The sequence below is a fragment of the Paractinoplanes hotanensis genome (assembly GCF_023717965.1).
Taxonomy (GTDB): domain Bacteria; phylum Actinomycetota; class Actinomycetes; order Mycobacteriales; family Micromonosporaceae; genus Actinoplanes; species Actinoplanes polyasparticus.
In genome coordinates this window covers 14,684-27,158 of record NZ_JAMQOL010000022.1, presented here as the reverse complement: position 1 = coordinate 27,158, position 12,475 = coordinate 14,684, and the positions used below count along the sequence as shown (strand labels likewise).

Annotated in this window: 9 protein-coding genes; 2 read left to right on the top strand and 7 right to left on the bottom strand. The window is 69.7% G+C overall.

The features are described from left to right. Position 1: 1 nt before the first annotated feature. Positions 2–631, bottom strand: coding sequence for a TetR/AcrR family transcriptional regulator (locus tag LXN57_RS17580; RefSeq protein WP_251799243.1), 630 nt, complete (start codon positions 629–631; stop codon positions 2–4). 115 nt (positions 632–746) lie between these two features. Between LXN57_RS17580 and LXN57_RS17575 the strand changes: the two genes are divergently transcribed. Further along, on the top strand, positions 747–2,048 hold the full coding sequence (locus LXN57_RS17575) for a D-arabinono-1,4-lactone oxidase (RefSeq protein ID WP_251799242.1): 1,302 nt from the start codon (positions 747–749) through the stop codon (positions 2,046–2,048). A gap of 1 nt (position 2,049) precedes the next feature. Here the strand turns inward: LXN57_RS17575 and topA are convergent, their stop codons facing one another. The 6 genes from topA to LXN57_RS17545 all read right to left on the bottom strand — a co-directional run bounded on the left by topA (position 2,050) and on the right by LXN57_RS17545 (position 10,004). Next, positions 2,050–4,875 carry a type I DNA topoisomerase gene (gene topA, locus LXN57_RS17570; protein ID WP_251799241.1) on the bottom strand — a complete coding sequence of 942 codons (2,826 nt, stop codon included), beginning with the start codon at positions 4,873–4,875 and terminating at the stop codon, positions 2,050–2,052. Positions 4,876–5,088: 213 nt separating this feature from the next. Then, complete coding sequence (locus LXN57_RS17565) at positions 5,089–5,958, bottom strand: hypothetical protein (protein ID WP_251799240.1); 870 nt, start codon at positions 5,956–5,958, stop codon at positions 5,089–5,091. A 1-nt stretch (position 5,959) separates the two neighbouring features. Continuing rightward, positions 5,960–6,490: a hypothetical protein gene (locus LXN57_RS17560; protein ID WP_251799239.1), complete on the bottom strand. Its 531-nt coding sequence runs from the start codon at positions 6,488–6,490 to the stop codon at positions 5,960–5,962. 114 nt (positions 6,491–6,604) lie between these two features. After that, positions 6,605–8,938 carry a sodium-translocating pyrophosphatase gene (locus LXN57_RS17555; protein WP_251799238.1) on the bottom strand — a complete coding sequence of 778 codons (2,334 nt, stop codon included), beginning with the start codon at positions 8,936–8,938 and terminating at the stop codon, positions 6,605–6,607. A gap of 272 nt (positions 8,939–9,210) precedes the next feature. Beyond that, a complete protein-coding gene (locus tag LXN57_RS17550) occupies positions 9,211–9,651 on the bottom strand; it encodes an ATP-binding protein (RefSeq protein ID WP_221379777.1) in 441 nt (146 codons plus the stop codon). Then, positions 9,648–10,004, bottom strand: coding sequence for an STAS domain-containing protein (locus LXN57_RS17545; RefSeq protein ID WP_251799237.1), 357 nt, complete (start codon positions 10,002–10,004; stop codon positions 9,648–9,650). The genes LXN57_RS17550 and LXN57_RS17545 overlap by 4 nt, the downstream gene beginning before the upstream one ends. A gap of 133 nt (positions 10,005–10,137) precedes the next feature. Between LXN57_RS17545 and sftH the strand changes: the two genes are divergently transcribed. Then, entirely contained in the window at positions 10,138–12,465 is a 2,328-nt protein-coding gene (gene sftH / locus LXN57_RS17540; protein WP_251799236.1) for a DEAD/DEAH box helicase, read from the top strand. Positions 12,466–12,475 lie beyond the last annotated feature (10 nt).

The following is a 12,475-nucleotide window of genomic DNA, read 5'->3' as shown; positions in this document are numbered from 1 at the left end:
CTCAGGCCGTGACGTGGCGGTGCAGGTATTCCCTGATCAAAGCCTTGGCCTCGGTGAGGACAGCCTCGTCGCCGTGCTGGTCGCGCCGGAACGCCAGCTTGATCAGCGCGTCCGCCGCCTCGACCGAGATCTCGAGCGAGAACCGCAGCCGGGCCCGGTCCATCAGCTGGAACTGGTCGACCAGCAACTCGGCCAGGCGCTCGGCGATCACCGCGTTGTTGTCGCGTTCGACGTCGAGCAGGTGAACGTCGACCACGTCGCCGAAGTGCAGCGTGCGGAAGCCGGGCACCGTGCGGTGCATCTGGATGAAGATGTCGATCGCCGCGTCGACGCCGTCCCACCAGTGCGTGAAGGTCTCCCGGCCGAAGCGGTCGGACAGGCCCTGCAGGTAGGCATCCATGTTGCGCATCGCCAGCGCCTGGACGATCGCCCTCTTGTCGGGGAAGAACTGGTAGACCGAGCCGATGGCGACCTCGGCCCGCTCGGCGAGAAGCGTCGTGGTCAGCCCCTCATAGCCGACCTCGTCGACAAGCTCGGCGCAGGCGTCGAGCATGCGCTGGACCCGGGCAACGCTTCTGCCCTGCACCGGGACCCGCCGCAGCGGCCCGGTGGTGACGGTTGGTGTCGACACGCGTCGCCACTCCCTCTCAGCAGTGATAATCGGAACGTTACTCGGATCAACGAGCGAGACGCATCGACGGGACGCGCCGGGTACTCGTCCGCTCGTACGGAGGACAAGGGCCTAAATGACGATCCCTCGTAACGGCCGCCGCTGGGTCAATTGGGGCGGCAACCAGCAGTCACTCGCCGTAGACGTTTTGACCCCTGGCACTGTTGACGAGGTGGCCGTCCACGTCAAGGAGGCGTCGGAAACCGGACGCCGGGTGAAGGTCGTGGGCAGCGGCCACTCGTTCACCGCGATCGCCGTCGCCGACGACCAACGGCTGCTGCTCGATCGGATGACCGACCTCATCGCGGTCGACGGTCCGCTGGTCACGGTGCAGGCGGGCATGCCGTTGTGGAAGCTCAACGAGACGGTCGCCCGGCACGGTCTGGCGATGCCGAACCTCGGTGACATCGACGCGCAGACGGTCGCCGGGGCCATCTCGACCGGCACACACGGCACCGGCATCGCCCACACGACACTGGCCGCCTGCGTCGAGGGCGTGAAAATCGTGACCGGCCACGGCGAGGTGCTCACCTTCAGTAAGGGTGACGACATCTTCCCTGCCACCCAGCTCGGCATCGGCGCGCTCGGCATCCTCGTCGAGGTGACCCTGCGGTGTGTGCCCGCGTTCACCTTGCTCGCCGACGAACGGCCGATGGCGCTGCCGGACGTGCTGGCCGGTCTCGACGACTGGATCCCGGCCAACGAGTTCGTCGAGTTCTACTGGTATCCGTACACGGACCGCGCCCAGCTCAAGCGCAACAACAAGGTGACCGGGAACGACCGCCGGTTGTCGCCTTTCCGGCACTGGCTGGACGACGAGTTCCTCGCCAACTCCCTCTGGCAGGGCGTCTGCCGCCTCGGTCGCCGGGTTCCGGCCATCGTGCCGGCCGTCCAGTCGATCGCCGCCCGGGCGCTCACGGCCCGGACGTACACCGAGCGTTCCGACCGTGTCTTCTGCACGCCACGCCGGGTGCACTTCACCGAGATGGAGTACGAGATCCCGCGCGCTGCCCTGCCCGAGGTGCTGGGCGCGCTGCCGAAGATCATCGGCGGGCTGCCGTTCAAGGTGCAGTTCCCGGTCGAGGTGCGGTTCACCGGCCCCGACGACGTCTGGCTGAGTCACGGGTACGGGCGTGAGTCGGCCTACGTGGCGGTGCACCAGTTCACCGGGGCGCCCTACGAGCCGTACTACCGCGCCTTCGAAGCCCTCTGCCGGCCCCTCGGCGGGCGGCCGCACTGGGGCAAACTTCATTACCGTACGGCGGAGGATCTGCGCCCGGTCTACCCGAGGTTCGACGACTTCGTGGCCGTGCGCGACCGCCTCGACCCGGCCCGGGTCTTCACCAACGACTACCTGGACCGGGTGCTCGGCGCCTGAGCTATTCGGCGGAGGCCGTGGCCTTGGCCGGCACTGCCTTCTTGGCCGGCGCCGCCTTCTTCGCCGTGGCCTTCTTGACGGGAGTCGCCTTCTTGGCCGGGGTGGCCTTCTTGGTCGCGGCCTTCTTGGCGGGCGTCTTCTTCGCCGCGGCGTCTGCTGCCTTGGCCGGAGCCTTCTTGGCAGCCCGCTTCTTCGGGGCTGGTCCCTTGGCCCGCTTCTCGGCCAGCATCTCCGAAGCCTGCTCGATCGTCAGGTTCTCGGGCGTCTGGTCGCCGCGCAGCGAGGCGTTGTATTCGCCGTCGGTCACGTAGGGGCCGAACCGGCCGTCCTTGATGACCAGCGGCTTCTCGGTCGCCGGGTCGGCGCCCATCTCGCGCAGCGGCGGCTTGGCCGCACCCCGCCCCCGGGTCTTCGGCTCGGCCAGCAGGGCCAGGGCCTCGTCGAGGGTGACGGTGAACAGCTGATCCTCGCTGGCCAGCGAGCGCGAATCGGTGCCGCGCTGCACGTAGGGGCCGTAACGACCGTTCTTGGCGATGATCTCGTTGCCCTCGGGGTCCTTGCCGACGACCCGGGGCAGCGAGAGCAGCTGGATCGCCTGCTCGAGGGTGAGCGTGTTGGGCGACTGCGAACGGAAGAGCGAGCCGCGCCGTTCGCCGCTCTCGACGTACGGCCCGAACCGGCCGGACTTGAGCACGACGTCGACACCGGTCTGCGGGTCCTCGCCGAGGCTGCGCTCGCCGCTGCCGCCGAGGAAGAGCTCCTCGACCTTCTCCGGAGTCAGCTCGTCGGGCGCGACCCCCTCGGGGATCGAGACCCGGTTGCTGGGATCGTTGGTCTGCTCCTCGGACACGCCGGGAACCTGACGCTGCAGGTAGGGCCCGTAGCGGCCGACCCGCACGACGATGTGCCGGCCCTCGTCGTCGTCGAAGAGGGGAATCGAGTTGATCAGGCGGGCGTCGATGTCACCCAGGTTCTCGGTGACCATCTTGCGCAGGCCGCCGGCCCGGGCGATCTCGTCGTCCTCGCCGGCCTTCTGGCTGCCGAAATAGAACGCGGTGAGGAAGTCGAGCGACGCGTGGACGCCCCCGGCGATGCTGTCGAGGTCGTTCTCCATGGCGGCGGTGAAGCCGTAGTCGACCAGACGCGGGTAGTGCTTCTCCATCAGGTTGACCACCGCGAACGCGATGAACGTCGGGATCAGCGCCTGGCCGCGCTTCTCGACGTAACCCCTGTCCTGGATCGTCTGCATGATCGACGAGTAGGTCGAGGGACGCCCGATGCCGAGCTCTTCCATGGCCTTGACCAGCGAGGCCTCGGTGTAGCGGGCCGGCGGGCTGGTGTGGTGGCCCGCGGCGTTCAACTCGTCGGCGTCGAGCGGCTGGTCCTTGACGAGGTTGGGCAGGCGACGCTCGGCGTCCTCGGCCTCGGCGTTCTCGTCGTCGGACGACTCGACGTAGGCCTTCAGGAAGCCGGGCTCGGTGATCGTCTTACCGGTGGCGCCGAAGTCCGCCTCTTCCTGCGCGGTGGAGACGGCCCGGATGCGCACGGAGATCGAGTTGCCGACCGCGTCGGTCATCTGCGACGCGACCGTGCGGCGCCAGATCAGCTCGTACAGCCGGAACGCGTCGCCGCTGAGTTCCCCGGCCAGCTCGGCGGGGGTGCGGAAGGTGTCACCGGCGGGCCGGATCGCCTCGTGCGCCTCCTGCGCGTTCTTGACCTTGCCGGTGTAGCGGCGCGGCTCCGGCGGCACGCTGCGCTCGCCGTAGAGCTCGGCGATCTGCCGGCGGGCGGCCGCGATGGCCGTCTCCGACAGGTTGACCGAGTCGGTACGCATATAGGTGATGTAGCCCTCTTCGTACAGGCGCTGGGCCGTACGCATCGCCTGGGCCGACGACATGCGCAGCTTGCGAGCGGCTTCCTGCTGCAGCGTCGAGGTGATGAAGGGGGCGTACGGCCGGCGGCGGTACGGCTTCTCCTCGACGCGGGTGACCGTGAAGTTCTGCCCCTCGAGCCGGGCCGCGAGGCCCCGGGCGCCGCCCTCGTCGAGCTGCACCACCGCCGCGCCGGGCTTGAGACGGCCGGTCGTGGGCTCGAAATCCTTGCCGGTGGCGATGCGGTCGCCGTTGAGCGCGATCAGCGTGGCGCCGAACTGGCGCGGGCCCTCGACCTGGCCCTGGACGGCCAGCAGGGCGTTGATGTCCCAGTATTCGGCCGTGCGGAACGCCATGCGCTGGCGCTCACGCTCGACGACGATGCGGGTCGCCACGGACTGGACCCGGCCCGCCGACAGCTTCGGCATGACCTTCTTCCAGAGCACCGGGCTGACCTCGTAGCCGTAGAGGCGGTCGAGGATGCGGCGGGCCTCCTGCGCGTCGACCAGGTTCTGGTCGATCTGGCGCGGGTTGGCCACGGCGGCCTGGATGGCGGGCCGCGTGATCTCGTGGAAGACCATGCGGTGCACGGGGACCTTGGGCTTGATCGTCTCGAGCAGGTGCCAGGCGATGGCCTCGCCCTCGCGGTCCTCATCCGTCGCGAGGAAGATCTCGTCGACCTCTTTCGCCAGCTTCTTGAGCTTGGCGATCTGCTGCTTGCGGTCGGCCGAGATCACATAGAGCGGGTGGAAGCCGTTGTCGACGTCGACGCCCAGCCGGGCCCACGACTCGCCCTTGTACTGCTCGGGCACCTCGTCGGCATTCTTGGGCAGATCACGGACATGGCCGATGGAGGCCTCGACCAGATAGTCGGGGCCCAGATAACCGGCGATCGTCTTGGCCTTCGACGGGGATTCGACGATGACCAGACGGGTCGTCCTGGCGTCACTCGGCACGGCACTCCCAAACTTCGACTTCGGCTTCCTTCTGTTCTCCGCCGTTGAACAACGCGGCCGGCGGAGCGCAGACTTTCAACGTAACGCGCCGGACGAGCACACATTCCCCGGCTACCCCCGGAGCCGGATGGTAACGGTCCGGCCACCGTATGCCTCCGACGGCGACACCGTACACCGGGAACATGCTGTCGTGTCGCACACAATCCAGGAAGATCACGCACCCGCGCCGCCGGGCCACAGCTCCGCGGGCGCCGCTTCGGGCCGCTCCCCGACCAGCTCAGAGAGTCTGGCGACCCGACGCTTACCCATAATCAAATATTGTCGCCGGTCATCTGACAGCCGTCCGGCCAGACCGGCCCGCACCAGCGCCGCGTCGATCTCCGCGGCGTCCTTGGCCGGGTCCAGGCCAAGCGCGTAGCCGTTGGGGACCGGCCCGCCGGCCGCGGCCACCCAGAGGCGCAGGCGAGGGCCGCTGAGGAAGAGTTGCGCGGCGGCCCGAGGCCAGGCCTGGGCCAAACCGTTCAACCTCCGGGAGTACGCGGTGAGGACCTCGAACTGAGGGGCAACCGGCACTGGTTCGGGCCTTTCCGCCGCAGAATCGGTCATTTTCGCCGTTTCGGACCGATCACCTGCCATCTCATCGGCGACCGCGTCCGCCTCGACCACCGGCTCCGCGTCGGCGGACGACTCGTCACCGACAGCCGGCTCGTTCTCGGCTGCCGAGTCGTCGTCTTCTTCGACCACCGGCACGTTTTCCGCGGCCGGGTCGTCGGCGGTGACCGGGCGCCAATTGACGACCAAGCCGCGGACGACCAGCTCGGCGACCAGGACGTGGACCCGCCAGGCCCCCTCGACGACGACCGAGACCCGGGCGGTGCCGCCCATGCGCCCGAGCTGCCCCGGACCGGCCAGCAGACCCGCCAGGTCGGCCGGCGTGGGTTCGGTGGTGCCCGCGCCGAAGATGGGCAGCTGACGGCCGGCGTCGTGCAACGGGGACGGCCGCGGGTGAGCGGGGCGCTTGGCAGCCGGAACCGGCGCGGGCAGCACCTCGCGCGGGATCAGGGGCCACCCCGTCTCGGTCATCTCACCGGCACTCGGGCACTTCGTCGAAGGCGTCCTTGAGCTCGACCGAGTTGAGGTTGCTGGTGTCCAGACTGCTCGCCTGGTAATCAGTCTGCATCTGCTCGACCACCTTGCTGACCTGCTGATAGAAGGTCTCGGCGGGAGCGGTCGCCAGCCCCTTGATGCCACTCTGGGCCCGGGCGTAGGCGTCGCGCGTGGCAGCCAGCGATCCGGTGAAGCCTTCGGCGATGCGGGCGCCGTCGTCGACGTCGGGCACGCCCGCCTTGGCCACCCCGGCCCGGGCGCGCTCGCTCGCGTCGGCCGCGCCGCCGAAGAGCCGCATCAGGTTTTCCTTGGCCTGGCCGGGGGTGGTCGCGGTGTCCATCTGCTGCTGGGTGCGCGAGGTGAGGGAGCCGATCTCGGTGCGCCACGGCTCGAGGGTGGTGCAGACCGAGGCGGCCCAGGCTCGAGCGCCGGGACTGCCGGAGCACCCGGCGAGCGATGCCGCGAGCGCTAGAAGGGCCAGTAGTGCGAGGGGTCGGGCCGGGCGCATGGGAAGCAGCGTACGGGCAAGGTCCGACAACCTCATCTATGGTGCGGGCGCCCGCTCCTCAATGGCGCGGGGCACCCGGCGATAGCCGGGTGCCCCGCGGGGAACTGCGTGTTGTCAGGCGGTGATCTTCGTGGTCGGCGTCGAGTTGCTCGACGTGGTGTCGTCACCCATGGAGATCGGCTTGCGCTTGCTCCACACGACGGCGCCGGCCACGATCGCCGCCGCCACGACCGCGATCGTGATCCGCAGCGGGTCGTTCTGGTCGTTGCCGATGCTCCAGGCCACCACGGCCGGGGCGATCAGCAGCGAGACCAGGTTCATCACCTTGAGCAGCGGGTTGATGGCCGGGCCGGCGGTGTCCTTGAACGGGTCACCGACGGTGTCACCGATGATCGTGGCCTCGTGCGCGTCGGAGCCCTTGCCGCCGTAGTTGCCGTCCTCGACCAGCTTCTTGGCGTTGTCCCAGGCTCCACCGGAGTTGGACAGGAAGACCGCCATCAGCGTGCCGGTGCCGATCGCACCGGCCAGGTAGGACGCCAGCGCGCCGGCGCCCAGGCCGAAGCCGACCGCGATCGGGGCCAGGATCGCCAGCAGACCGGGGGTGAGCAGCTCGCGCTGCGCGTCCCGGGTGCAGATGTCGACGACGCGGCCGTACTCGGGCCGCTGGGTGCGGTCCATGATGCCGGGGAACTCGCGGAACTGGCGGCGGACCTCCATGACGACCGCGCCCGCCGAGCGGGACACGGCGTTGATGGCCAGGCCGGAGAAGAGGAACACCACGGCCGAGCCGATCAGCAGACCGACCAGGTTGCGCGGGTTCGAGATGTTCAGCAGACCGAGGATCTCGGCGCCGACCGCATCCGGCGTGATGCCGGCGTCGGCCAGCGAGGTGGCCAGGCTGTTGGTGTACGAGCCGAACAGCGCGGTCGCGGCCAGCACGGCCGTCGCGATCGCGATGCCCTTGGTGATCGCCTTGGTGGTGTTGCCAACCGCGTCGAGCTCGGTGAGGATCTGCGCGCCCTTCTCGTCGACGTCACCGGACATCTCGGCGATGCCCTGCGCGTTGTCCGAGATCGGGCCGAAGGTGTCCATGGCCACGATGACGCCGACCGTGGTCAGCAGGCCGGTGCCGGCGAGCGCGACGGCGAACAGCGACAGGGTGAGCGACGAGCCGCCCAGCAGGAATGCGCCGAAGACCCCGGCGCCCAGCAGCAGGGCCGAGTAGACAGCGGACTCCAGGCCGACGCTGATGCCGGCCAGCACGACGGTGGCCGCGCCGGTCTGCGACGACTTGCCGATGTCCTGCACCGGACGGCGGTTGGTCTCGGTGAAGTAGCCGGTCAGCGCCTGGATGGCGGCGGCCAGCACGATGCCGATGACGACCGCGCCGATCGCGATCCAGCGTGGGTCACGGCCGCTGGCAAGGACGTCCGGGGCGATGCCTTCGTCGTTGAAACCGGCGAACGTGGACGGCAGGTAGACGAAGCTGACCACGGCGACGATGACTGCGGAGATGACGGCGGAGATGTAGAACGCCCGGTTGATCGCGGTCAGACCGTTGCGGTCGCTCGGCCGCAGCCGGGTGATGAACACACCGAGAATGGCGATCACGACGCCGACCGTCGACACGATCAGCGGGAAGACCAGGCCGTCCTGGCCGAACGCGACCTGACCCAGGATCAGGGCCGCCACCAGGGTGACCGCGTACGACTCGAACAGGTCGGCCGCCATGCCGGCGCAGTCACCGACGTTGTCGCCCACGTTGTCGGCGATGGTGGCGGCGTTGCGCGGGTCGTCCTCGGGGATGCCCTGCTCGACCTTGCCGACCAGGTCGGCGCCGACATCCGCGGCCTTGGTGAAGATGCCGCCGCCGACCCGCATGAACATGGCGAGCAGCGCGGCGCCGAAGCCGAAGCCCTCGAGCACGGTCGGGGCGTCGCTGCGGAAGATCAGCACGACCAGCGCGCCGCCGAACAGGCCCAGACCAACGGTGAGGAAGCCGACCACACCACCGGTGCGGAAGGCGATGCCCATGGCGGTCTCGCGACCGCCGTTCTCGCTCGCCGCCGCGGCCACCCTCAGGTTGGCCCGGGTGGCGAGCGCCATGCCCGCACCGCCGATGAACGAACTGAACACCGCGCCGACGACGAAGAACAGCGAGCGTCCGATCTTGACCCAGACCTCGTTGTCGGTGTCGTGCACCGGCAGGAGGAAGAGCAGGACGACCGCGATCACCACGAAGATGGAGAGGGTCTTGAACTGGCGGAACAGGTATGCCGACGCGCCTTCTTGGACGGCTCCGGCGATCTCCTGCATGTTCTTGGTGCCCCGGCCGGCTTTGAGAACCGACTGGACGAACATCGCCGCGAAGCCCAGCGCGATCAGCGCGAAGACCATGGCGACGATGACAAACGTGACGTTAGAACCACTTAATGAGGTCCCGGACATCAATGTCCTCCTGTACACCGACCGCGCCCGCTTCCGGCGGACGGCACCGGCGGGCGCATCCCCGTCCAAGGGGAGACGACAACTGGGTCCCGCGGCCGCGGGACCAGGAGCAGTAGCTGATAACTCGCGTACTGTATCGGCCGATGGTGGTGATGGTCACACCTGAGTTCAGCCGTGTCGTGGTGATGTTTGCCGCTGTGTTAGCAGGCGGTGGAGTGGGCATGGATGCAGGTTGATATCGTCGCGGATTTGTCCAATTTGCTGGAGTCGGCTCAGCGACGCTGAACCGGCCACACCATCCGGACCTCGGTTCCCGGGCCGTCCTCGACCGGGCGTACCTGCAGGTCATCGACGAAACCGGCGAGCAGCGCGAACCCGACGCCGGTGGTGAGCGCCTCGTCGGTCAGCGACTCGTCGGCCAACTCGTCCGGCGGCAACTTGGTCAGGCCGACGCTCGCCTCGATCGGGGCGTGGTCGATGACCCGGACCGAGTAGGCCTCCGAATCAGACATTTCAACGGTCACCAGGTCGGCCAGCCCGTACTGGTTGTGCAGGGCGACCGCCCGGGTGCAGGCCTCACCGATCGCCAGCCGGACCTCGTCCAGCAATTCCTCGGCGACGCCGGCCCGCCGGGCCACGGCGACGCCGACCAGCCGCGCCGTACGCACATGCACGGGGGCGGGTGAGAAGGACAGCCGAACCGTCGCCATCACGAATTCGCGCTGTCGTCGCTGCCTCGGGTCGCCGCCTCGATCGTGGGAAAGATCGGGAACACCTGGTCGAGCGCCGTGATCCGGAAAATCTTGAGGAGGGCTTCCTTGGAGCAGACGAGGCTGAAACTCCCGTTCGCCACCCGCAGCCGCTTCATCGCGCCGACCAGCACACCCAGGCCCGTGGAGTCGAGAAACTCGACACCGCCGAGGTCGACGACGACGTCGCGCACCCCGGAATCGACCAGCTCGACGAGACGCTCACGCAACCTCGGAGCCGTGTAGACGTCGACTTCGCCACCGACCTCGAGCACTGTGTGCTCCTCCACCGTCCGGGTCGCAAGGGACAGCTCCATCGCTCCTCCTCCCTGCGGGGCCTGTTGATCCGACGGTCGATCTCCCCAGCGAATCTAACCATCGCCCGGTATCGGGCTGCCGTCCGGCTCCACCGTCGTACCCGTTTGAGGTTCGCGTCATTCCGGTGTCACAGTGCTGGATGTGACGTCGACCGCCTACAGCCCCGCCGAGTTGCTCCACCGGTTCCAGGCGCGGACGTCAGAATCCCCGATCACCCATGTCGAGCACGTTCCGGCTCGCGAGGGCCGGCCGGCGCCCTGGCCGTCGTGGGCGTCACCCGAGGTGGTGGCCGCCCTGAACGCGCACGGAATCGCCCGCCCGTGGGAACACCAGGCCACCGCGGCGTCGCTGGCGGCCGAGGGAATCCACGTCGTGGTGGCGACCGGCACGGCGTCCGGCAAGTCGCTCGCCTACCAGCTGCCGGTGCTGTCGCGGCTGCTGGGCGACGACCGGGCGACGGCGCTCTACCTCTCGCCGACCAAGGCGCTCGCGGCCGACCAGTTGCGCGCGGTGGCGAAACTCGGTCTCGACGGGGTCCGCCCGGCCACATACGACGGTGACACCTCGCGCGAGGAACGGGAGTGGATCCGGCAGCATTCGCGGCTGGTGCTCACCAACCCCGACATGCTCCACCACGCCCTGCTGCCCGGCCACGCCCGCTGGGGCAGCTTCCTGCGCCGCCTCTCGTACGTGGTGATCGACGAGTGCCACGCCTACCGCGGTGTTTTCGGCTCGCACGTCGCCCACGTGCTGCGCCGGCTGCGGCGGCTGGCCGCCCGCTACGGCGGTTCGCCCACTTTCGTGCTGGCCTCGGCCACCTCGGGCGACCCGGCCGACGCCGCGTCCCGCCTGACCGGGTTGCCGGTGACCGCCGTGACGACCGACGCGTCCCCGCGCGGGGCGACGACGTTCGCTCTCTGGGAGCCGCCCCTGCTCCCAGCCGATCCTCTCGATGAAAACCTTCCCGAGGTACGCCGTTCCGCGCTCAGTGAGACGGCCGACCTCCTGGCCGACGCGGTGGTGGCCGGCACCCGCACGCTGGCCTTCATCCGCTCGCGGCGCGGGGCCGAGGTGGTCGCCACGATGACCAGGCGCTCGCTCGACGAGGCAGTGCCCGGCCTCGGCGACCGGGTCGCCGCCTACCGCGCCGGCTACCTCAAGGAAGACCGCCGTCAGATCGAACGCGCGCTGCTCTCGGGCGAACTACTCGGGCTCGCCTCGACCAACGCGCTCGAACTCGGCGTCGACCTGGTCGGGCTGGACGCGGTGCTGATCTGCGGCTACCCCGGCACGCGGGCGTCGCTGTGGCAGCAGGCCGGGCGCGCGGGCCGGGCCGGCGGCGAGGCGCTGGCGGTGCTGATCGCCCGCGACGACCCGCTCGACACCTACCTGGTGCACCACCCGTCGGCTCTGTTCGGGCGGCCGGTCGAGGTGACCGTGCTCGACCCGGCCAACCCGTACGTGCTCGGTCCGCAACTGTGCTGCGCGGCCTCCGAGGCGCCGCTGCGGGCCGACGACCTGGAGCTCTTCGGCGGGGAGGCAGCCCGCGCCGCGGTCGACGGGTTGACGACCTCGGGCGCGCTGCGGAAGAGGCCGTCGGGCTGGTACTGGACGCATCCCGGCCGCCCCGACGTCGACCTGCGCGGGGCCGGGGGCGCGCCGGTCTCGGTGGTCGAGTCGGCCACCGGCCGGCTGCTCGGCACGGTCGACCAGTCGTCGTCGCACTTCATGCTGCACACCGGCGCGGTCTACCTGCACCAGGGCGTGACCCACCTGGTGGACGAGCTCGACCTGGAGGACGCGGTCGCGCTGGTCCACCGCGCCGATCCGGACTGGTCGACGCACGCCCGCGACGTCACCGACGTGTCGGTGCTGGGCGTCCGGTCCCACGTGGACGCTGGTCCGGTCGATCTCTACCTGGGCGACGTCGAGGTGGCCAGTCAGGTTGTCTCGTACCAGCGCCGCCGTCTGGGCTCCGGCGAGGTGATCGACACCAAGCCGCTCGACCTGCCCGTGCGCGAGCTGCGCACGGTCGCCGTCTGGTTCACGGTCTCGCCGCGCGCCCTGGGAGCGGCAGGCGTGGAACCCCCCGACGTTCCCGGGGCCTTGCATGCCGCCGAGCACGCCGCGATCGGCCTGCTCCCGCTGATGGCGACGTGCGACCGCTGGGACATCGGCGGCCTCTCCACCGCGAACCACGTCGACACCGAGGCGCCCACCGTCTTCGTCTACGACGGCCACCCCGGCGGCGCGGGCTTCGCCGAACGCGCCTACGCCACCGCTGCCGCCTGGCTGGCCGCCACCCGGGAGGCGATAGCCGCCTGCGGCTGCGAGTCCGGCTGCCCCTCGTGCGTCCAGTCCCCGAAGTGCGGCAACGGCAACAATCCGCTGCACAAGCCGGGCGCCGTCCGGGTTCTCGACACCGTGCTGGCCGCCCTCGGCACCGTCACGGCCGGCTGAGCCCAGGATC